General features: G+C 67.3%; 20 protein-coding genes. 13 read left to right on the top strand and 7 right to left on the bottom strand.

The window, feature by feature from the left end:
* The first annotated feature begins 20 nt into the window (after positions 1-20).
* Both thrC and ACOZ4O_RS08050 read left to right on the top strand, forming a co-directional pair.
* Positions 21-1,268 carry a threonine synthase gene (gene thrC / locus ACOZ4O_RS08055; protein WP_424524793.1) on the top strand — a complete coding sequence of 416 codons (1,248 nt, stop codon included), beginning with the start codon at positions 21-23 and terminating at the stop codon, positions 1,266-1,268.
* A gap of 54 nt (positions 1,269-1,322) precedes the next feature.
* Positions 1,323-2,987 carry a histidine kinase N-terminal 7TM domain-containing protein gene (locus ACOZ4O_RS08050; RefSeq protein ID WP_424524792.1) on the top strand — a complete coding sequence of 555 codons (1,665 nt, stop codon included), beginning with the start codon at positions 1,323-1,325 and terminating at the stop codon, positions 2,985-2,987.
* Here the strand turns inward: ACOZ4O_RS08050 and serA are convergent.
* The 3 genes from serA to ACOZ4O_RS08035 all read right to left on the bottom strand — a co-directional run bounded on the left by serA (position 2,984) and on the right by ACOZ4O_RS08035 (position 5,320).
* The gene (gene serA / locus ACOZ4O_RS08045) at positions 2,984-4,567 is read right to left on the bottom strand and encodes a phosphoglycerate dehydrogenase (protein ID WP_424524791.1); all 1,584 of its coding nucleotides are present in this window, start codon (positions 4,565-4,567) and stop codon (positions 2,984-2,986) included. The two genes, ACOZ4O_RS08050 and serA, sit on opposite strands and share 4 nt — an antisense overlap.
* A 132-nt stretch (positions 4,568-4,699) precedes the next feature.
* Complete coding sequence (locus ACOZ4O_RS08040; protein ID WP_424524790.1) at positions 4,700-5,119, bottom strand: PPC domain-containing DNA-binding protein; 420 nt, start codon at positions 5,117-5,119, stop codon at positions 4,700-4,702.
* Positions 5,120-5,155: 36 nt separating this feature from the next.
* Positions 5,156-5,320: a DUF7556 family protein gene (locus ACOZ4O_RS08035; RefSeq protein WP_424524789.1), complete on the bottom strand. Its 165-nt coding sequence runs from the start codon at positions 5,318-5,320 to the stop codon at positions 5,156-5,158.
* Between the two features lie 172 nt (positions 5,321-5,492).
* Between ACOZ4O_RS08035 and ACOZ4O_RS08030 the strand changes: the two genes are divergently transcribed.
* From ACOZ4O_RS08030 to ACOZ4O_RS07980, 11 genes are all read left to right on the top strand, one after another.
* Positions 5,493-7,328, top strand: coding sequence for an ABC transporter substrate-binding protein (locus ACOZ4O_RS08030; RefSeq protein WP_424524788.1), 1,836 nt, complete (start codon positions 5,493-5,495; stop codon positions 7,326-7,328).
* 154 nt (positions 7,329-7,482) lie between these two features.
* Positions 7,483-8,580 carry an ABC transporter permease gene (locus ACOZ4O_RS08025; RefSeq protein WP_424524787.1) on the top strand — a complete coding sequence of 366 codons (1,098 nt, stop codon included), beginning with the start codon at positions 7,483-7,485 and terminating at the stop codon, positions 8,578-8,580.
* A 1-nt stretch (position 8,581) separates the two neighbouring features.
* Positions 8,582-10,060: an ABC transporter permease gene (locus tag ACOZ4O_RS08020; RefSeq protein WP_424524786.1), complete on the top strand. Its 1,479-nt coding sequence runs from the start codon at positions 8,582-8,584 to the stop codon at positions 10,058-10,060.
* A complete protein-coding gene (locus ACOZ4O_RS08015) occupies positions 10,060-11,256 on the top strand; it encodes an ABC transporter ATP-binding protein (protein WP_424524785.1) in 1,197 nt (398 codons plus the stop codon). Before ACOZ4O_RS08020 ends, ACOZ4O_RS08015 begins: the two co-directional genes overlap by 1 nt.
* Positions 11,253-12,806 (top strand): ABC transporter ATP-binding protein, encoded by a 1,554-nt coding sequence (locus ACOZ4O_RS08010; protein ID WP_424524784.1) that lies wholly within the window; start codon positions 11,253-11,255, stop codon positions 12,804-12,806. The genes ACOZ4O_RS08015 and ACOZ4O_RS08010 overlap by 4 nt, the downstream gene beginning before the upstream one ends.
* A 1-nt stretch (position 12,807) precedes the next feature.
* Positions 12,808-13,365, top strand: a complete 558-nt coding sequence (locus ACOZ4O_RS08005; RefSeq protein ID WP_424524783.1) for a DUF7555 family protein — start codon at positions 12,808-12,810, stop codon at positions 13,363-13,365.
* Between the two features lie 44 nt (positions 13,366-13,409).
* A complete protein-coding gene (locus ACOZ4O_RS08000; RefSeq protein ID WP_424524782.1) occupies positions 13,410-13,982 on the top strand; it encodes a DUF7529 family protein in 573 nt (190 codons plus the stop codon).
* 42 nt (positions 13,983-14,024) lie between these two features.
* The gene (locus tag ACOZ4O_RS07995) at positions 14,025-14,873 is read left to right on the top strand and encodes a CBS domain-containing protein (RefSeq protein WP_424524781.1); all 849 of its coding nucleotides are present in this window, start codon (positions 14,025-14,027) and stop codon (positions 14,871-14,873) included.
* The gene (gene glyS, locus ACOZ4O_RS07990; RefSeq protein ID WP_424524780.1) at positions 14,870-16,594 is read left to right on the top strand and encodes a glycine--tRNA ligase; all 1,725 of its coding nucleotides are present in this window, start codon (positions 14,870-14,872) and stop codon (positions 16,592-16,594) included. Before ACOZ4O_RS07995 ends, glyS begins: the two co-directional genes overlap by 4 nt.
* Entirely contained in the window at positions 16,591-17,151 is a 561-nt protein-coding gene (locus ACOZ4O_RS07985; protein WP_424524779.1) for a dolichol kinase, read from the top strand. Before glyS ends, ACOZ4O_RS07985 begins: the two co-directional genes overlap by 4 nt.
* A gap of 211 nt (positions 17,152-17,362) precedes the next feature.
* Entirely contained in the window at positions 17,363-19,783 is a 2,421-nt protein-coding gene (locus ACOZ4O_RS07980; protein WP_424524778.1) for a DEAD/DEAH box helicase, read from the top strand.
* On the opposite strand, the gene ACOZ4O_RS07975 is transcribed toward ACOZ4O_RS07980, so the two are convergent.
* From ACOZ4O_RS07975 to ACOZ4O_RS07960, 4 genes are all read right to left on the bottom strand, one after another.
* Positions 19,780-20,172, bottom strand: coding sequence for a universal stress protein (locus tag ACOZ4O_RS07975; protein WP_424524777.1), 393 nt, complete (start codon positions 20,170-20,172; stop codon positions 19,780-19,782). The genes ACOZ4O_RS07980 and ACOZ4O_RS07975 overlap by 4 nt on opposite strands.
* Before the next feature lie 120 nt (positions 20,173-20,292).
* Positions 20,293-20,898: an Sjogren's syndrome/scleroderma autoantigen 1 family protein gene (locus tag ACOZ4O_RS07970; RefSeq protein WP_424524776.1), complete on the bottom strand. Its 606-nt coding sequence runs from the start codon at positions 20,896-20,898 to the stop codon at positions 20,293-20,295.
* Between the two features lie 38 nt (positions 20,899-20,936).
* Positions 20,937-21,704 carry a DUF7089 family protein gene (locus ACOZ4O_RS07965; protein ID WP_424524775.1) on the bottom strand — a complete coding sequence of 256 codons (768 nt, stop codon included), beginning with the start codon at positions 21,702-21,704 and terminating at the stop codon, positions 20,937-20,939.
* A gap of 1 nt (position 21,705) precedes the next feature.
* Positions 21,706-21,795, bottom strand: coding sequence for a hypothetical protein (locus ACOZ4O_RS07960; RefSeq protein ID WP_424524774.1), 90 nt, complete (start codon positions 21,793-21,795; stop codon positions 21,706-21,708).
* Positions 21,796-21,799 lie beyond the last annotated feature (4 nt).

The raw sequence follows: 21,799 nt of genomic DNA, 5'->3' as shown, positions 1-21,799 counted from the left end.
TCGGCCGCGCACGTCCGACAATGACCGACCTCAGTCTCGACGTGCCGACGCCGCCGGAAGCGGACGACGGCGTCTGGCTCGCGTGCATCGAGTGCGGGAACGCGGTCGCGCCGTTCGACGACGTCGTCTACCGATGCCCCGACTGCGACGGCCTGCTCGAAGCGCGCTACGACGACTATCCGGACTGGAGCGAGTTCGAGGGGCGTGGCGTCTGGCGGTACAGCGCCGCGCTCCCCTTCGAATCCGGCGTGAGCATCGAGGAGGGGGACACGCCGCTCTACACCGTCCCCGGCATCGAGGACGACCTCGGACTGGCCGACCTCCGCGTGAAGCACGAGGGCATGAACCCCACGGGGAGTTTCAAGGACCGCGGGATGACGGTCGGCGTGAAGGTCGCGGGCGAACTCGGCGTCGGGCGTCTCGCGTGTGCCTCCACCGGGAACACGTCCGCGGCGCTCGCGTGCTACGGCACCCGCGCGGGCAGTCAGGTGCTCGTGCTCCTGCCCGCGGGGAAGGTCGCGGCGGGGAAGGTCGCGCAGGCGAGCCTGCACGGCGCGAAGATCTGCGAGGTCGACGGGAACTTCGACGACTGCCTCGACGTGGTCGCCGAACTCGCGGACCGCGGCGAAGCCTACCTCCTGAACAGCCTCAATCCGTTCCGGCTGGAGGGCCAGAAGACCATCGGGCTCGAAATCCTCGAACAGTCGAAGGCGGCGACCGGCGAGTACCCGGACCGCATCGCGCTTCCGGTGGGGAACGCGGGGAACACCGCGGCATTGTACAAGTGCTTCCGCGAACTCGTCGCGGCGGGCGCGATGGACGACTCGGAGATGCCGAAGCTGACGGGCGTGCAGGCCGCGGGCGCGGCGCCGATGGTCGAAGCGGTGGAGAACGGCTGGGACGAAGTGCAGCCGTGGAGCGATGTGGAGACGCGCGCGACCGCCATCCGCATCGGGAACCCGGTGAACGCGCCGAAGGCGCTGCCCGGGATTCGCGCGACCGACGGCACCGCCGTCGCCGTGGACGACGACGAAATCACGGACGCACAGCGCGCGCTCGCCCGGGAGGGCGTCGGCGTCGAACCGGCGTCCGCGGCGTCGGTGGCGGGCGTGCGGAAACTCCGCGACGCGGGCGAAATCGACGCGGACGAACGCGTCGTCTGTCTCACGACCGGCCACCTGCTGAAGGACCCGGACGCCGCGGCCGCCGCCGGCTCCGAGCCGGTGCCGGTGCCGGCTGACGCGGACGGCGTGCTCGACGCGCTCTAGGCGGTATTCTTATTCCGGTGGGCGTCCGGTAGTCGCGTAGAGAGGGAGAGGGGGATGCAGGTATCGGCCGCAGTCTGGCTGTCGTCGCTGTCCGGAGCGGCCGCGCTGCTCGTCGCCGGCTACTCGTGGCGGCTCCGGTCCGCGCCGGGCGCGCGAGCGCTCACCGCGTTCCTCGTCGCGTCAGCGGTGTGGGCTCTCGGGAACGGGGCGCAGGCCGCGGCGACGACGCTTCCCGGGAAGCTTCTGGCGGTGGACGTCCAGTACGTCGGCATCGCGGTCGCCCCGGTCGCGTGGCTGGTGTTCGCCGCGCAGTACGCCGACCGCGACGACTGGCTCACCCGTCGGACGGTCGCGCTCCTCTGCGTCGTTCCGGTCGTGACACTCGCGCTCGCGTGGACGAACGGGATGCACGGGTTCCTGCGGACGAGCGCCACCCTCGAACAGGCGGGCGGCGTCGCGACGCTCGTCCGCGAGTTCGGGCCGTGGTTCTGGGTGGCGTGGGCGTACTTCGGGGTGACGAACACGCTCGGGACGGCGCTGCTGCTCGGCGCGCTCGTCCGGTCGCCGCCCGCGGTCCGCGGACAGGTCGTCGCGGTTCTCGTCGGCGTGAGCGTGCCCGCGGTCGCGCAGGTCGCGTACTTCTCGGGCGAGAGTCCGTTCGAGCCCGAGGCGTTCGTCGGCCTCACCGCGGTCGCGTTCGGGTACGCGCTCTCCCGGCACGCGTTCCTCGACGTGGTGCCGGTCGCGCGGGACACGCTCGTGGAGGAACTGGACGACGGCGTGCTCGTCGTGGACGCCGCCGGGCGCGTCGCGGACGCGAACAGCGCGGCCGAACGGTTGCTTGACGCGTCGGACGTGGTCGGCGCGCACGTCGACGCCGTGCTCCCTGAACGGGTTCGCCAGGCCGGCGAGGAGACGGCGGTTTCGGTGACAGACGCGGACGGCCGCGAGCGCTGGGTGACGGTCACGGAGCGCGCGCTCGACAACGACGGCGCGCTCGTCCGACTGCGGGACATGACGGAGCTCGAACGCAAGCGCCGCGAGCTCGCGCGGGAGAACAACCGCCTGAACCGGGTGGCGGACACCATCAGTCACGACGTGCGGAGTCCGCTGACGGTGGCGATGGGGTCGCTCGAACTCGCGAGGGAGACCGGGAGCGCGGCGGACTTCGAGCGCGCCGAGCGCGCGCTGGACCGCGTCGAACGCGTCGTCGATAGCACGGTTCGAGCCGCGCGAACCGACCTCGGCGTGCCGGAGCGCGAGCGCGTCGACGTCGAGACGGTCGCGGCGGCCGCGTGGGAGACAGCCGAGACCGGGGACGCGTCGCTCGTCGTCGAGTCCACGGGGACGGTGCTCGCGGACCGCTCGCAGTTCCGGAGTCTGCTGGAGAACCTCTTTCGGAACGCGGTCGCACACGGCGACGCGGACACCGTCACGGTCCGCGCGACCGAGTCGGGGTTCGTCGTGTCGGACGACGGGTCGGGAATTCCCGAGAGCGAGCGCGAGACCGTGTTCGAGACGGGGTACACGACGAACGACGGCGGAACCGGGCTCGGCCTCTCCATCGTACAGGCCATCGTGGACGCGCACGACTGGACGGTCGCGCTGGACAACGCCGACACCGGCGGTGCGCGATTCACGTTCGAGACCGACACGGAGCGGACGGAGAACAGACCGGGGAGCAGCGGGGAGCGTGCGGAACGCGCTGAAGGCGCTTAGTCGCCGTTCAGGTCGATCTCTTGGACGTTGATGATGCGGTCGTCGGCTTCGAGGTCGGCGCGCACGTTCTCGGGGACGGGGTTGTCGAGGTTGTAGACGGTGAGCGCTTCGCCGCCGATGGTTTCGCGGGCGTTGAACATGCCGGCGATGTTGATGTCGCTCTCGCCGAGCACGGTACCGATGAGGCCGATGACGCCGGGTTCGTCTCGGTTGCGCGCGACGAGCATCGTGCCGTGGGGGATGGCGTCGACGCGGTAGCCGTCGATGGAGACGAGGCGGGGTTCGTTGCCGGTGAAGAGGGTGCCGGAGACGGAGAGTTCGCGGTCGTCGACGCCGACGGTGACGGTGAGGAGGCTCTGGAAGTCCTCGGTCGTGTGCGTCTTGGATTCGGTCACGTCGATGCCGCGTTCCTCAGCGACTCGGGGGGCGTTGACGGCGTTCACGTTCCACTCCAGCGGCTCGAAGACGCCCTTCTGCGCGCTCGCGGTGACGAGGTCGAGGTCCTCGTCGGCGATGTCGCCGGCGTACGTCACTTCGATGCTGTCGATGCGCTCGCCGAACAGCTGAGCGGCGACCTTTCCGGCGGTCTCGGCGAGGTCGATGTAGGGCTCGATGCGCTCGTACGCGGTCTCGTCGACGCTCGGCGCGTTCAGCGCGTTCAGCACTGGCTGATCGGCGAGCGCGGCGACGACCTGGTCGGCGGTGGTGGTGGCGACGTGTTCCTGCGCCGCTTCGGTCGACGCGCCGAGGTGGGGCGTTGTGATGATGTCCTCGACGTCGAGGAGCGGCGAGTTCTGGCTCAGGGGTTCGTCCTCGAACACGTCGAGCGCCGCGCCCTTGAGCACGCCGTCCTGAACGGCTTCGGCGAGCGCGGCCTCGTCCACGACGCCGCCACGCGCGACGTTCACGAGGTAGCCGCCCTCGACCTGGGCGAGTTCGTCCTCGCCGATGAGGTGGTGGGTTTCGTCCGTGAGCGGGACGTGGACGGTGACGAAGTCCGCGGCGTCAAGGCAGTCGTCGAGGTCGACGAGTTCGGCGCCGAGCTGGTTCGCGCGGTCCTCGCCGATGTAGGGGTCGTACGCGACGAGGTCCATGCCGACGCTGCCGAGGCGTTTCGCGACCTCCTGGCCGACGCGGCCCAGGCCGACGATGCCGAGCGTCTTGCCGTTGAGTTCGGTTCCCAGGAAGTCGCCTTTCGCCCATTCGCCGTCGGTGAGGCGGGCGTGGGCCTGCGGGATGGAGCGGGCGGTGGCGAACATCATGGCGACGGTGTGTTCGGCGGCGGCGCGGACGTTCCCCTCGGGGGCGTTGGCGACGATGACGCCGTGGTCGGTGGCGGCGTCGATGTCGATGTTGTCCACGCCGATGCCGGCGCGGCCGACGATTCGGAGGTCGGGCGCGTGTTCGAACACCTCGCGGGTGACTTTGGTTCCGGAGCGGACGATGAGGCCGTTCGCGTCGGCGACGGCGTCGAGGAGGGCGTCGCCCTCGATTTCGTAGGCTTCGACGACCTCGTGGCCGGCGTCGCGCAGTCGCTCCAGACCGGCGTCCGCGATGGGGTCCGTGACGAGTACCTTCATGTGGTGGTGGAGTCGGCCCATCCGCCTAAAGGTTTCTGCACGTGCATGAATTGTCACCGCCAAACACACCCAAGAATATGCACGTTTGTGGTGTTTTCGAGGGTTCGGTCGGCGGGGATACCCACGCCCGCGCTACAGCCAGAGGTCGAGGTCGGTCACGTCGTCGTGCTCGCGTTCCAGCGGCGTCTCGAACTCGCGGAGGGAGACCTCGCCCGCGAACACCGTCGCGCGGTCGAGGTGGCCGGCGAGCGCCTGCCCGGACTTCCGGGAGAGCACCGCGTGCGTGTGGGCGAACACGTCCCCGTCGAGCAGGGAGACGTTGCCGACGCACGCCGCGACCTCCAGCGGTTCGTCGAAGCGAGCGGGCTTGTACTCGAAGTCGTCCTGGTCGTAGTACCAGAGTTCCGCGTCCTGTACGGCGCCCATCGCGACGAACCAGCCGGCCTCGACGCCCTCGTCGCGGGCGAGGCTCTCAATCTCCTCGCGCCAGTCCGCGCCGTGTTCCATCCGAGCGAGGAATTCGCGCGTCGTGGTGACTTCGCGGTAGTCCATAGTCGAAGGGAAACCGGGAGTCGGGAAAAAGGTGGGTTATCGCCAGTCGGCGAGCGGTGCTGCGTCCCGTGCATCGATGGTTACCCACGCGTCGTCACGCGAGACGTCCGCGATGACGAGGCGCTCCGTCGGGCCATCGTCGTCTATCGAGGCCATCACATCAGCGCCGGAAGCCGGGACGGCAGTGGCAGAGGTTGCCATGACATATGGTACGTTGTACCAGTCCTATTTAACCCCGTCGTTCCGACAGTTGCCACGTCAACGGTTAACAATAGTCAACCAAAGAGCAGTAGAACCGATAATCTCCAACCATACCCCGCAGAAACCCCTAAATCAGCAACTTTATCATATTGGGGTGGCAAGTACTGCCCGGATGACAGACAATGACAACGTCAGCCGGCGTCGCTTCCTACAGGCGACCGGCGGCGCGGCAACAGCGGCCGCGCTCGCGGGCTGTTCCGGCAGCTCGGACACGACGACGGAGCAGACCACGACTTCCGGCACGACCGACGACGGCGACAGTGGGAGTTCGGAGAAGACGTACCGGCGGACGAACTCCACAATCACGACGCTCGACCCCGTCGCCTCGACCGACGAGGCGTCGGCGTATCTCATTCACCAGCTGTACGATACGCTCACCGTCTACCCGAACGCGTACACGACGGCGGAGACCTTCCTCGCGACGGGCTACGAACTCAACGACGACAGCACCGTCATCACGTTCGACCTCAAGGAGGACGTCACGTTCCACGACGGCGAGTCGTTCACCGCGTCCGACATGGTGTACTCGTGGGAGCGCCTCGCGGCCTCCGACAGCAGCCGCCGCGCCTCGTTCCTCCTGAACGTGCTCGGCGTCACGCACGAGACGAACGACGACGGTTCCTACGTCTCCGGTTCGCTCGGCGTCGAAGCCGTCGACCAGACCACGTTCAAGATCGAGCTCACCCAGCCGTTCTACGCGGCGCTCGAAATGATGGCGTACGACCCCTTCGCGGCCCAGAAGGAGGGCTACGTCGGCGACATCGACGGCTACGGTGGCGAGGTCAGCCAGTCCGAGTACGCGACCGAGAGCCCGATGGGGACCGGTCCGTTCACGCTCGATAAGTGGACGAAGGGTACCGAAGCGACCCTCGAACGCTACGACGACTTCCACGGCGAGACCGCGAAGGTCGCGGGCGTCCACTTCCAGATCGTCGAGAAGACGAACGCTCTCTACACGTACGCGACCAAGAACGTCAACGCAGACCACCCGAACGTTCCGTCCTCGAAGTACGACCCGAGCAAGATCACCATCGAGGGCACGGACGAGAACGGCCACCCCTACGGGACGTACGGTCCGCTCGTCAACGACCTGACCGCGGACTACTACCGCACGTCCGAACTCACGACGTACTACTACGCGTTCAACACGGACGAGGTCATCAAGCCCGCGCGGAAGGCGTTCGCGTACGCGTTCAGCGCGCGCCAGATGGTCAACACCGTGTTCGGCCGTCCGTACAAGCCCGCGTACTTCTTCCTGCCTCCGGGTCTCTACCCCGGCGGCGCGTCCGCCTACAACGAGGCGGCGCAGGACTACCCGTACGGATACGGTGAAAACCAGGCGGCGGAGACGATGCTCCAGAAGGCCCGCGAGGTCATGGAGGACGCCGGCTACAGCCAAGACAACAAGTACGAGTTCACCATGACCTCCTACCAGTCCCAGACGTGGTCGGAGGAGACGAAGCTCATGCGTGACAAGCTCGCGTCCTGCCACATCAAGATGAACTACGAGCAGGTTCCGTTCGCGACGCTCACCGAGCGCGGCCGCAACGGCAACCTCGAAGGCTACACGCTCGGCTGGGGTGCGGACTACCCCGGCGGCGACAACTTCCTCCAGCTCATGGCCCCGCAGTTCTCGCAGGTCGAGAAGGACAACGCGGTGTCCTACACGAACTGGGAGGGAACGCCGGCCGCGGAGCAGGCTCGCGAAGCCTGGAACACCATCACGAGCAACTACGGCCTAAGCGAGGACGCGCAGCAGGCGCGTGCTGAGGCCTACGTCGACATGGAGAAAGCGAACTGGGAGGACGCGGTGTTCATCAACTGCTTCCACGTGAATGCTGAGCACATGTCGTACCCCTGGGTCGACAAGCCTCGTGTCGGCCCGATGGGCACGGCCTCGACAAAGTTCAATCAGGTCTCCATCGGCGACCGCGGACAGTACGAGTAACAAAAGAAACACGACTGGTTTATTTATTTTCTGCGGGTAGCTTCGCATTTATCCAGACGATTGGGAAGTGAAAGCGACAGGCCTAATTACGGCTCACGGGCTACAATACCGCACGCAACATGGAAGTGGTTGGCACGGGGCGGTGGGTACAGTCATGAACAGGCTTGCCTACCTCCTCAAACGAATCCTCCTCTCGATTCCCGTCGTCATCTTCGGGACGTCCCTGACGTTCATCATCCTGTACGCAGGGCCGATCGACCCGGTATCGGCGATTCTCGGCCGCGGGAACGCGAACGGACCCGCCGCTGAGGAGATTCGACGGAAACTGAACTTGAACGAACCGCTCTGGAGTCGCTACTTCGACTTCATGACCGACCTCCTGACGTTCAACCTCGGGCAATCCTACGTGTTCTCGCCCTCCACGCCAGCATTCGACATCATCGTCCAGTTCCTCCCCCGGACGATGTGGATGGGCGCGTGGGCGGTCCTCATCCCGCTGTTCATCGGGATACCGCTCGGGTTCTACGCGGGACTCAACCCGAACACGTTCGGCGACTACACCGCGTCATTCACCGGTATCGTCTGGCGCGCGATGCCGAACTTCTGGCTCGCGGTCATCATCATGCAGTTCCTGTCCGGGTCCGAGGGCGCGACCGTCGGCATCGCGAACTTCCTCAACAGCCTCCCCGCGATCAGCGGCATCCAGCCGTTCAACTGGGAGTCCTGGGTCGTCCAGACGAAAGTCATCGGGCCGCCCGAGCTCGGCCAGCTCCTCGGGCCGAACACGACGCTCGGCCTGCCGATGCCGAACTGGGAGAACCTGCTCGCCGCGACGAAGAAAATCCTCCCGGCGTCCATCGTGCTCGGGTCCGCGAGCATGGGCAACGAGATGCGTATCGGCCGCACCGCCATGCTCGAATCGAAGAACTCGAACTACGTCGAGATGGCGAAGGCGAAGGGGCTGCCGCCGCGCACCATCGTCTGGAAGCACATCTTCCGGAACGCCCTCATCCCCCTGGTGCCCGTCATCACGGCGGAGGCGTTCGTGCTCGTGGGCGGGAGCGTGCTCATCGAGTACGTGTTCGCCATCAACGGTATCGGCTACGTGTTCCTGCAAGCGATGCTGAACGGCGACATCCCGCTTGCGAGCGCGCTCATGTACGTCTTCATCCTGCTGCTCGTCATCATGAACATCGTTCAAGACATCCTGTACACGATAATCGACCCACGAGTCGGTTTCGAGGGACAATAGTATGGCTGCAACCGACTACTCGGACGCCCCTCTCTCGGAACGAATCAAGGCGAACCCGCGCCCCGCCGCGCTCTGGACGGGCGTGTTCGCGGCGCTGATAGCCCTCGAACTCGGCGCGCTCGCCGGGTTCGTGATGGCGATGCCGTACGACGTCATCACCGAACCCCTCCTCGGCGCGCTCCCGAGCCTCATCTCCGGCCCGCTCGGCGGCGTCCTCGGCGCCATCGCCGACGCCGGGGCGGCCGTGAACGGTCTGCCGACGCTGCTCGACCGCAGTCTCATCCCGAACCAGGGCTACCAGATGCCCGACGGTTCCTGGGAGAGCACGTTCCTCGGTCTCTCAGCGGCGTACGCGTGGGCGCTCCGCCTCGTGTTCGTGTACGCGTACGCGTTCCTCGTGCTCTACTGGGTGTGGCGCGGCTACCTCGTGTTCCGCGAGCACTACCGGTACGCGTCTTGGACGCCGACCGACGACATGATCGACCGGCTCCGCGGCCACTCTTGGGGGACGTTCGGCCTGGTCATCGTGTTCGTGTTTATCATCATGGCCATCTTCGCGCCGACCATCAGTCCGACCACGGCGAACGCGAACATCGAGAACCCGTACAGCCACCAGATCGAGTACTACGACGAAGCGTCCGGGAGCGTGCAGACGGTCACCGCGGGCGCGGCGAACATCGCCTCGAAGTCACAGGGCGACCGGCAGAACTTCGGCATCGGCTCCTACGACCGATACGACCGATTCCATCCGTTCGGGACGTTAGTATCCGGAAAAGACCTGTTCACGTTCATGGCGTACGGCGCCCGAGTGAGCCTGTTCATCGGCTTGGTCGCCATCGGTATCGCGGGCAGTATCGCGGTGTCCCTCGCGCTCATGTCCGCGTACTACAAGGGAGTGTTCGACCTCGCGACCGTGCTCGTGAGCGACTCCTTCCAGGCGATGCCCCAGCTTCTGGTGCTCATCATGCTCAGCGTCGTCCTCGGGGATACGTGGATCTCTGAAATCTACAGCGGCGCGTTCGTCCTCGCGCTCATCTTCGGCGCGTGGGGGTGGACGGGACTGTGGCGCGCAGTGCGTGGGCCCGCGTTCCAGACGGTGGAGAACGAGTGGGTCGACGCCGCCGAGTCGTTCGGCGAGCGCGCGGACGTGATGATGCGGAAGCACGTCGCGCCGTACATCCTCGGCTACCTCCTCATCTACGCGTCGATGAGCATGGGCGGCTACATGATCGCGACCGCCGGCCTCGGCTACATCGGTATCGGCGTCCAACCGCCGACGCCGGAGTGGGGGCGCGCGGTCGCGGACGGCCAGAACTACATCATCTCGGCCTCCTGGCACATCTCCGTGCTGCCCGGACTCGCCATCACGACCGTCGTCGTCGGGTTCAACGCGCTCGGCGACGGCATCCGTGACGCCATCGACCCGCAGAGCGAGGGCGGAAGCACGGACGAGGTCGCCGCGACCGGGGGTGGTGCGTAATGACGCGCGCACGCCCCGACACGGACGCCATCCTCTCGGTTGAAGACCTCCACACGGCGTTCTTCACGGAGAAGGAGACCGTTCGCGCGGCGGACGGCGTCTCCTTCGACATCGGGTACGGTGAGACCGTGGGCATCGTCGGCGAGTCCGGGAGCGGGAAGTCCGTCACCGCCCGTTCCATCATGGGCCTCGTCGAGAGCCCCGGGAAGATAACGGACGGCCACATCAAGTACCGCGGCATCGAGACGGTCCAGGAGTTCGAGGACCGCTACAATCGCTCGACCGCCGACCTGAGCGCGGGCGACACCGTCGGCGACGGCGATTTCGTCGTCGTCGAGGAGCGGGACGCGGAGGGCGTAGTCACGGACGGCTACGTCGACATCGCGAACATGCCGGAGAACGCACGACAGCGCCTCCGCGGGAGCGCCATCTCGATGGTGTTCCAGGACCCGCTCACGAGCCTCAATCCCGTCTACACGGTCGGGAATCAGATCAAGGAGGCGCTGCGCCTCCACCAGGACCTGCGCGGCCGGGAGGCGACCCGGGAGGCCATCGAACTCCTCGAAGCGGTCGGGATTCCGGACGCGCCGCGTCGCGTGAACGAGTACCCCCACGAGTTCTCGGGCGGGATGCGGCAGCGCGCCGTCATCGCGACGGCGCTCGCCTGCGACCCCGAACTCCTCATCTGCGACGAACCGACCACGGCGCTCGACGTGACGATTCAAGCCCAGATTCTGGAACTCCTGAAGGAGTTGCAGGAGGAGCGCGACCTCTCCATCATGTTCATCACGCACGACATGGGCGTCGTCGCGGAGATCTGTGACCGCGTGAACGTGATGTACGCGGGCGAACTCGTGGAGCGCGCGAGCGCCGTCGAACTGTTCGGGAACCCCAAGCATCCCTACACGCAGGGCTTGCTCGACAGCATTCCCTCGCGGAACACGGGCGGCGACCGACTCAGCATCATCGAAGGCGACGTCGAGACGCCGAACGAACCCGCGACGTACTGTCGGTTCGCGCCGCGCTGTCCGAAGGCGTTCGACGAGTGCGACCACGTCCATCCCGTCCTCGTGGACGTAAACGAGGAGAACGAGGACCACGAGGCCGCCTGCCTCCTCTATCCGGAGGACGAACCGCAGGAGGCGGCGGTCGAGCGCCACCGGTCGCAGACTACCGGCGCGGAGGTCGAACGATGAGCACGACAGATTCGAACCCGACGACGGAATCGGCCGCCGAAGAGGACACGCTCGTTCGCGTCCGCGACCTGAAGACGTACTACGGCGGCGACGGCGTGTTCGACAACAAGCCCGTGAAGGCCGTCGACGGCGTCTCCTTCGACATCAAGCGCGGGGAGACGCTCGGCCTCGTGGGTGAGTCCGGCTGTGGGAAGACGACGCTCGGCCGCACGCTCATCCGTCTCGAACAGGCGACCGCGGGCGAAGTCTCGTACGACGGAACCGACGCCACCGCGCTCTCCGGGAAGGCCCTGAAGCAGTGGCGGCGGAACGTCCAGATGGTGTTCCAGGACCCGGACAGCAGCCTGAACGAACGGATGACCATCGGCGAAATCGTCCAGGAACCCCTGGACGTGCACGACTGGCCGTACCTCTCCGTCGCGCTTGACAACGCTGGCGACCGGGAGGTCGCGGGCGACATGGTGGCCGCGTTCGACATCGACGCGCACGACCGCCCCGACATCACGGTCGACGTTGAGGGCGGTCAGCCCGCGGTGACCATCCGGGAGGAGATTCCGCTCGAACCCGAGCGCGTCGACGTGACGGTGACCGACGACACGGTGCGGGTTCGCGTGAACACGACGAAACGCCGCCTGCGCCGGGCGCGCGTCCGCGAACTGCTCGACACCGTCGGACTGCAGCCGGAGCACTACTACCGCTACCCCCACCAGTTCTCGGGCGGCCAGAAACAACGCATCGGCATCGCCCGCGCCCTCGCACTCGAACCCGACTTCGTCATCCTCGACGAACCCGTGTCGGCGCTCGACGCGTCCGTACAGGCGAAAATACTCAACCTCCTCGAAGACCTGCAGGACGAGTTCGACCTCACCTACCTGTTCATCGCGCACGACCTCGCGGTCGTCGAACACATCTGTGACCGGGTCGCCGTGATGTACCTCGGGAACGTGATGGAACTCGGGCCGTCGGCGGAGGTGTTCGACGACCCGGCGAACCCGTACACGCACTCGCTGCTGTCCGCGATTCCGGAACCCGACCCGACCGCGGACAAACAACGCATCACGCTCCGGGGAACGCCACCGAGTCCGCGCGACCCGCCGAGCGGCTGTGCGTTCAGCACGCGGTGCCCGATGAAGATTCGACCGGAAGCGTACGAGGACATCGACAACGAGGTCTGGGAGGCCATCGAAGTGTTCCGGGACGTGCTCCGGCAGCGCGAGAGCCGCGAGAAGTCGGTGACTCAGCAGGTGTTCGAACTCGCGGGGCTCTCCGACCCATACGAGGACATCGACAGCCTCGTCGACGAGGTGTTCGGCGACCTCGACCTCCCGAGCGCCGTAGAGACTCATCTAGAAGACGCGGTCGAGCAGATCCGCGCCGGCGAGAGCGACGCGGCGCGGGCGGCGTTCCGCGAGGAGTTCGGAAGCGTCTGCGAGCGCGAACGCCCCGCGGACCACCAGGTGTCGACGAGCGGTCGACGCAGCCGGTGTCACCGCCATCAAGACGAGTACGAGGAACCCGACGAGTACCTCGAAACGCACGTCCTCGACTAATATGAGCGGAAAGCGTCGGCGCTGGCTCGGGAAGACCGCGTACACGGTGACGTACGCTGTCGTCGCGGCGCTCGGCGTTTCACTCGCGTTAGCCGCTGTGAGCGCGCTGTACGACGCGGGCGCGTCCGGCGTGAAGTTCGGACAGTTCGTCGTCGGCTGGCTCCTCCTCGGGTACGCCGCCATCAAACTCCGGCCGACGGCCGCGTGGAAGCGCGATTCGGAGAGCGACCAGGCGACGAGCGCGCGCGTCGAGCAGACCGCCGACCCGGCCGCGGAGGACGACGAACGGAGCGACCGCGAGAAGGCGGCGGCCGCAGCGAGCGTGCTGAACCCGTTCGCGAGCACGGACGGCCGCGTCGGCGCGGACCGGAGCGGCCCGGACGACTTCGGCGAGGCGGAACGCGGCGGGACGGTCGCGCGGTACGTCGCGCGACTGCCGCCAGCCAGCCTCGTTCCCCTCCATCCGGACGACCGGCCGCGGGCCGGTGTGACCGTCGGCGCGACCGCTCTCTGCCTGCTCGCCGTCTCCTTCCTGATCGAGGTCGCGCTCGGCGTCTAACGGCCAGCGGAACGTTCTTCCGTCGGAATCGCCCATTTCGAGGTATGGTTAAGCAGGGGCCGGACACGCCGGACAAGGACGAGCTCGCGGAGCGGCGCGAGCAGATAACGGAGAACCCGGACGCGAAGAAGGACGCGTGGGCGCAGACCCTCGCGGACATGGACGCGCTCGCGGACGAACTCGAAGCAGAGGGCTGGACGACGGTGACGCTGCGCGCGGGCGACACCGCGACCAAGGGCCTCGACTCGAACGACGACCCCGCGGACGACGACGACGTGCAGTACGGCATCGTCCACGTCGTCCCGGACAACGACGCGGAGGAGTTCGCCGACGTGTTCCGCGAGGACGGCTTCCCCGTCTACGACGTGTACCGCGCCGAAGTCGACGGCCGCGTGTTCTTCGTGACGGAGCTTCGCGACCCCGAGACGAAGACGGCTATCTTCATCGCGGGGAACTTCCTCCGGCACTACGCGCAGCCGCTCGTCGAGACCGCAGTCGAACACGGGACGCTGTACACGCACGTCCAGCGGCTCGACAAGACCCATCTCGGGTCGTTCGAGCACGACGGGTACGAGAAGTTCTTCCCGGAGGCGGACCGCGTCGTCGCCGAGAACTGAGGGCGTAGCCTACAAATGGGCGGGCGTCGTAGACCGCCCCATATGAACGTCGCTGACGCGATGACACCACGCTCGGAGCTCGTGACGGTCGAGCTTCCGGGTACTCGCGAGGACGTACTCACGTATCTGCAGGAGCGCGAGTTCTCTTCTGTGCCCGTCGTCAAGAACGACGAGGGCGAACGCTACCGCGGACTCGTTTCCCGCGAGGACCTCATCGAGCAGCCGGACGAGGACCAGCTCGCGCTGCTGATGCAGGAGGTGCCGACGACGACCGCGGACACGTCGGTCGTGGAGGCGGCGCGGCTGATGGTCGCGGAGGACGCGCGCCGCGTTCCCGTTGTCGGTGACGACGACGAGCTGGAGGGTATCATCACCATCACGGACGTGGTGCGCGCCATCGCGGACGGCGACGTGGACGGCGCCAGCGAGGTCGGCGGGCTCGCCAGACGCGATGTGAACACCGTCTACGAGGGAACGCCGCTCCCCGTCTCGGAGCGCGAAATCGCGTACGCGAACGTGCCGTACGCGGTCGTGCTCGACGACGACGCGGAGATGACGGGCATCGTCACCGAGGTCGACGTCATCGACGTGGCGCGCGTCGTCGAGGGTGAGGACGACATCGGGGACTCCATCGCGGGCCAGGACGACGACTGGATGTGGGAGGGCATCAAGGCGGTCGGGAACCGCTACTTCCCGACGCGGAACGTCGAGATTCCCGCCGAACCGGTCAGTGAGTTCATGACTGCCGACCCCGTGACGGTGTCGAGCACGAAGACCGCGCAGGAGGTCGCGCAGTCGATGCTCACGCACGACGTGGAGCAGCTCCCGCTCGTGAACGGCGACGACCTCACCGGCATCGTCCGGGACATCGACCTGCTCTCCGCGCTATGAAGCTGGACGAACTCGCCCGCCGCCGCGGTTTCTTCTTCCAGGCGAACGAGGCGTACGGCGGCGTCGCCGGCTTCTACACGTACGGTCCGGAGGGCGCGAGCCTGAAGCGGAACGTGGAGGACGCGTGGCGCGACCGCTTCGTCACCCGCGAGGGCAACATGGAGATCGACGCGCCGACCGTCACGCCGGAGCCCGTGTTCGAGGCGTCCGGCCACATCGAGACGTTCGACGACATGCTCGTCGAGTGCCCGGAGTGCGGGGAGAGCCACCGCGCCGACCACCTCATCGAGGACAACACGGGCATCGAGGACGCCGAGAGCCTCCCGATTCCCGAAGTCGAGGGCCTGATTCGGGACCACGACCTCGTCTGTCCGAACTGTGGGACGCCGCTCGCGGGCGAGGACGTGGAGAACTTCAACCTCATGTTCAAGACCCAGATCGGGCCGGGCGACGGCCAGACCGGCTACCTCCGCCCGGAGACCGCGCAGGGGATGTTCGTGGAGTTCCCGCGGCTGAAGGAGTACGCGCGCGAGCAACTGCCGTTCGGCGCGGCGCAGGTCGGGACGGGCTACCGGAACGAAATCAGCCCGCGGAAGGCGCTCCTCCGCACCCGGGAGTTCACGATGGCGGAGTTGGAGTACTTCTTCGACCCCGAGTCCGACAGCCCGGACCTCGAATCGGTGAGCGACGTGTCGCTCACCCTCTATCCGGTCGCGGAGCAGCAGGCGGAGGACGGCGAGTACGTCCAGAAGACGCCGCGCGAGGCCGTCGACGAGGGTATCGTCGGCGACGAGTGGACGGCGTACTGGCTCGGCGTGAGCCAGCGGTGGTTCGACCGCGTCGGCGTCGACATGGACCGGTTCCGGTTCCGCCAGCACCTCCCGGGCGAACTCTCGCACTACGCGAGCGACTGCTGGGACGCCGAATCCGAGGTGGACGGCGACTGGATCGAAATCGAGGGGTTGGCGTCGCGGACGGACTACGACCTCTCGAAGCACGCGAAGCACTCCGGGGAGAACTTCACGGTGTTCAAGCAGTTCGACGAGCCGAAGACCGTCGAGCGCGCGACCGTTGACCCCGACATGTCATTCCTCGGGCCGGAGTTCGGCGGCGCGGCGGGCGACGTGGCGGACGCGCTCGAAGCGAAGGCCGAGCGCGACCGCGCGGCGTTCGACGGCGAGACCGTCGAAGTGGAGGTCGACAGCGAGACGTACGAGGTGCCCGTCAAGAAGACCGGCTTCTCCGTGGAGGAGGTGACGGAGGCCGGGCGGCACATCACGCCGCACGTCGTCGAACCCGCGTTCGGCGTCGGGCGCGTCGTCTACACGGTGCTCGCGCACGCGCTCGACACCGACGAGGTGGACGGCGAAGAGCGCGACGTGCTCCGCCTCGACCCCGAGGTCGCGCCGACGTTCGTCGGCGTGTTCCCGCTGATGGACAAGGACGGCCTCGGCGAGGAAGCGCGGGGTCTCGCGCGCGACCTCCGCGAAGCCGGCTTTTCCGTGACGTACGACGACTCCGGGAACATCGGCCGCCGGTACCGCCGGCAGGACGAGGTCGGCACGCCGTTCTGCGTCACCATCGACTACGAGAGCCTCGAAGACGGCGACGCGACCCTGCGCGACCGTGATTCGACCGACCAGACCCGCGTCGAAATCAGCGAACTGCCCGGCGTGCTCGCCGACCTCCGCGCCGGCCGCGTCGACTTCTCCGACCTGTGAGCGAACTCCCGCGGCGCGCCGTTCACGCGAGCACGTCGGTCGTCCCGCTCGCGTGGCTGCTGGGCGCGCCGTGGACGTACGTGCAGGGATTCCTAGTGCTCGCGTGTGTCGTCGTCGCCGCGGCGGAGGCGCTCCGGCTCGCGGGCGTCATCGACCACTGGCGGCTCTTCTCGAAGCTCACCCGTGAGTACGAGCAGGAGAACCCCGCGGGGTACGCGCTCGGTGCGGTGGCGATGACGGTGGTCGCGCTCGCGTTCGACCCGTTCCTCGCGGTGCCCGCGATGTTCATGCTGACGCTCGGCGACCCCATTTCGGGCCTCCTGTCGAGCGACGACCTCGGCGTGAAGCAGTCCTGGGTGATGCTCGCGACGTTCGGCGTCTGCCTCGCCATCGCGAGCGTCCTCCGCGTCCCCCTGCCCGCGGCGATTGCGGGCGCGGTGGCTGCGACCGTCGCGGACGGCGTGAAACCGGTCGTGTTCACGTACGTCGTCGACGACAACTTCTCCATTCCGGTCGCCTCGGCGAGCGCGATGTGGGCGGTCATCAACCTCGTATAGGCCACAAACCGTTTTTCGGACGCGTCCGAACCCCGGGATATGACACCAGTCGAGTGGGCGAGTATCGCGATAGTGGCGCTCGTGGTCATCGCGCTCCTCGTGGCCGTCCTCGACCTCGACACCCTGCTCGAACTCGCGGAACTCGTGGACTGATTCACTTTCACTCCGCCACGCGAACCCTTAAACGCGTGAACGGCCAACGTCGTGGTGAATGGCCGCCACCGACGCAGACTACGTGAGCCGTCCGCTCCTCACCGCGGGCGTCATCGAGCGCCGCGATTATCAGGTCGACCTCGCGGAGCGCGCGCTCTCGGGAAACACCCTCGTCTGTCTCCCCACGGGACTGGGAAAGACGGCGGTGAGTCTGCTGGTGACGGCGGAACGATTAGCCGAAGATAGTGGCGGAAAAGCGCTCTTGCTCGCGCCGACGAAGCCGCTGGTGGAGCAGCACGCGTCGTTCTACCGGGACGCGCTCGAAATCCCGGACGACGAGATAGTGGTGTTCACGGGCGAAGTTCGACCGGACGACCGCGCGGAACTCTGGGAGTCCGCGCGCATCGTGATTGCGACGCCGCAGGTGGTGGAGAACGACCTCGTGGGCAGTCGCGTGAGCCTGCGGGACGTGGTGCACTGCACGTTCGACGAGTGTCACCGCGCGACGGGCGACTACGCGTACACGTACATCGCGGAGCGCTACCTCGCGGACGCCGCGGACCCGCTCGTGACGGGGATGAGCGCGAGCCCCGGCGGGAACGAGGAGGACATCCGGCAGGTGTGCGAGAACCTCGGCATCACGTCGGTCGAGGTGAAGACGGAGGACGACGACGACGTGGCGGCGTTCACGCACGACACGGACGTGGAGTGGGAGCGCATCGAACTCCCGGACGAAATCATCGAGATTCGGGATAAGCTGAACGAGGTGATTCAGGAGCGCTTGGAGGCGTTGAAGGAGTTGGGCGTGACGAACACGACGCAGCCGGACGTGTCGCAGAAGGACCTGAATCGGATGCGCGCCCAGTTGCGGAAGCTCATCGACAACGACCAGTCGGAGGGCTACGAGGGGATGAGCGCGCACGCGGAAGTGATGAAGCTTCGGCGCGCGGTCGAACTGGTGGAGACGCAGAGCGTCGAGTCCGTTCGGCGGTACTTCGAGCGCCAGCGGAACGCGGCGCGGTCGTCGGGCGCGTCGAAGGCCTCCCAGCGGTTGGTGAGCGAGCCGCGGGTGAAGGAGGCGATGCGGCGCGTACAGGAGTACGACGATCTCCATCCGAAGTTCCGGCGGGTGCGGATGTTGCTCGCGGAAACCCTCGGTATCGAGGGCGGCGACCGCGTCATCGTGTTCACGGAGTCCCGGGACACCGCGGAAGCGCTCACCGAGTTCCTCGGGAACCACTTCGAGACGGAGCGGTTCGTCGGCCAGGGCGACAAGGACGGCTCCGACGGGATGACGCAGACGGAGCAGAAGGACCGCCTGGACGCGTTCAGCGCGGGTGACTTCGAAGTGCTCGTGTCCACGAGCGTCGCTGAGGAGGGGTTGGACGTGCCCGAAGTCGACCTCGTGTTGTTCTTCGAACCCGTCCCAACGGCGATTCGGTCCGTCCAGCGGAAGGGCCGGACGGGCCGGCAGGACGAGGGGCGCGTCGTCGTGCTGATGGCCGAGGACACCCGCGACGAGGCGTACTTCTGGATTAGCCGCCGGCGGGAGAAGGAGATGGAGCAGGAACTCCGCGACCTGAAGGGCGTCGCCGACGAGGTCGAAGACGAACTCGACGACAGCCAGCAAGCACTCACGGACTTCGAGAACGGCGGCGACGCGGACGCGGATGGGCAGATGAAAGCGGCGGGGGAATCGGGAGCGGACGCGGAGAGCGGCGAGGGCGATGGGCAGGCGGCGCTGTCAGGGTTCGAGCCGCCGGACCCGGACGAGCAAGCGGTCAAGGCGAAGGAGACGCCCGACGACCCGCATCACGACGACGAGGAGACGGTGGAGGTCGTGGTGGACCAGCGTGAACTCGACTCCCACATCGCCCGCGACCTCTCGAAGCGCGAGCAGGTCGACACGCGCTTGGAGACGCTCGCGGTCGGCGATTACGTGCTCTCCGACCGGGTGGCGGTCGAGCGCAAGAGCATCGAGGACTTCCTCGACACCCTCTTGGGCGGCGACCGCTCCGTGTTCGAGCAGGCGACCGACCTCGTCCGGCACTACGACCGGCCGGTGTACGTCATCGAGGGCGACGACCTCTACGGCGCGCGGAACGTCCATCCGAACGCGATTCGGGGTGCGCTCGCGAGTCTCGCGGTCGACTACGGCGTCAGTATCCTCCGAACCGAGGACGAGAACGATACGGCGGACTTGTTGGAGACCATCGCGAATAGAGAGCAGTTGTCGCGCGACCGCGAGGTGAGCGCGCACGGCGAGAAGTCCGCGAAGACGCTGGACGAACAGCAGGAGTACGTGGTCGAGTCCATCGCGGACATCGGGCCAGTGACCGCGCGCTCGCTCTTGGAGCACTTCGGGACTGTGGAGGAAGTGATGACCGCGCGCGAGGAGGACTTACTGGAGGTGTCGGGCGTCGGCGAGGTGACCGCCGAGCGCGTGCGCGAAGTTATCGGCTCCCAGTACGAGCCCTAGGGGACGACCGTCACCGCGACCGTGTCGGACTTGATGACGGTCTCGGCGGCGCTCCCGAGGATAGCTCGCTCCACCGTACCGGAGCCGTGGTGGCCCATGACGACGTGGTCGTAGCCGCGTTCGTCCACGAGCGTGAGGATGTCCTCGCCGACGCGTTTCGACGGCCGGAAGTCGAGGTCGAGGTCGAGGCTGACCTCGGGGTCGTCGTCGATGCCTTCCGCGTCGAGGATGTCCTGCGCGCGCTCGACGATCTCGTCGGTCACGTCGTTCTTCCGGTCCGTGATGTGGACGACGTGCACCGTGCCCTCGTACCGGCGCGCCATCTCCGCCGCGAAGGAGAGCGCTCGAAAACTGATGTCGCTGCCGTCTACGGGTACGAGTATCTTCATGGCGGAACGTGAGCGGAGAAGAAGGATAAGTGTTGGTGGCCCGTTCCGGCGGCTTCGCCGCCGGAGTAATCGAACGGCAACGCCGGGAGAGTTCGCGTGATACTCGCTTGTCGCGTGGTGTTATCGGTCGAGCGCGCGGAGGGTGTCGGCGGCTTCGTGGGCGGCTTCGAGGTAGTCCGTGGCGCGGTGGGGGTCGTCGGTGTCGGCGGCGCGGCGGGCGAGCGTTTCGATGGAGGTGGCGAGGGCGGCACGGGCGTCCGCGAGGTCGGCGGTATCGGCGGTCGCGGTCTGGGTCGTCGGTTCGTCGGCCTGCGTGGGTTCGTCGGACGGGGTCTGCTCGCTCCGGTCGGTAGTCGTGGTGGGTGCGGGGGCGCGGACGGCGTCGGACGCGTCGGGAGCGGCGTCAGCGGCCTCGTTCGGCGTTTCGTCGGTGGTGTCGGGTTCGGCGGTTGCGGCGGTCTGCGCCGTCGCGGGCTGTTCGGCGCTGTCCGGGCTGGATTCGTCCGTCTGAGGTTGGTTGCCTTCGGCGCGGCAGGTCGGGCAGAACTCCTCGTCGTTCTGGCGGAAAATCGGGCTGCCGCAGCGGTCGCAGTGCTTGTTCGTCATCGTCGCGCCCTGCAGGAGGAGGTCGCTCATTCGCCCCGTCGTCTCGCGGTCCTTTCGGTCCTTCGCGTACTTCTCGCGGAGTTTTCGTTTTTCCTCCTCGCGGTCGAACTCGTCGCTCATGGGTGAGGAGAGGAGGGCTGGGGACTTCTTCGCTGTGGTTAGAAGAGTTTCTCCGCCCATTTCACGGCGTACTCGGGGCCGTGCTCGCGGTAGGCGACGGTGTCGAGCGCGCCGAACGGCGTCGGCACGTCGAGGTCGTGCTTGACGGCGCTGCACGCCAACTCCGCCGCGTCGCCGAACTCGGTGGTGCCGCGCGCGACCTCACCGGGAAGGTCGTCGAGGCGGGGTTGGAGGCGCTCGCCCGCGTCCCGCCACGCGTCGTGGAGGCGGTCGTGTTCGCCCGCCCACGATTCGAAGACGTCGCGGGTGTGGAGGCCACGGTAGGCGTCGTACACCGCGACCGCGATTTGATAAGTCGCGGTCGGGTCGGCGTCCACGGCCGCCGCGAACTCGCGGTAAGTGTCCGTGAAGAACCCGAGGAAGTGCTCGGGGAGGTCGAGTCCGAGTTCGACGAGCGCCTCGGCGACGAGGAAGTCCACGAAGCTCTCGGGCGCGCCCTCGACGCGCGGTTTCACGAGGACGAACGCGGGGTCGGTCTGGCGGGTCCACGCGACGCTGCCGTCGCCGGGCATCCCGACGACGAGGTCGCCCGAGGTGAGCCGCTGGAGCAGCTGCGGGCGGTCCTCGGGGAGCCAGTCGGGGTCGTAGGCGGTTGGCGTGAGGCCGTCCGCGCGGGTGGCGATGTCGTCGAGCGCGTGGCTGGGCAGGGTCTCGAAGTCGCTCGACGCGTCCAGCACGACGGCGTCGGGCGCGTGGTCGTCGCGGACGCTCGTCACGTCGCTGGGAAGGTCGCGCGCCTCGAACACGCTACGCGAGCGCGATCTGCGCGGCGATGACGAGTGAGAGCGCGGCGGACGCGCCGACGGTGCCGAGGACGAACTTCGTCGCTTTGCTCATACTG

This window comes from Salarchaeum japonicum, assembly GCF_049705945.1.
Lineage (GTDB): Archaea > Halobacteriota > Halobacteria > Halobacteriales > Halobacteriaceae > Salarchaeum > Salarchaeum japonicum_A.
This window is presented reverse-complemented; position numbering and strand designations above follow the sequence as displayed.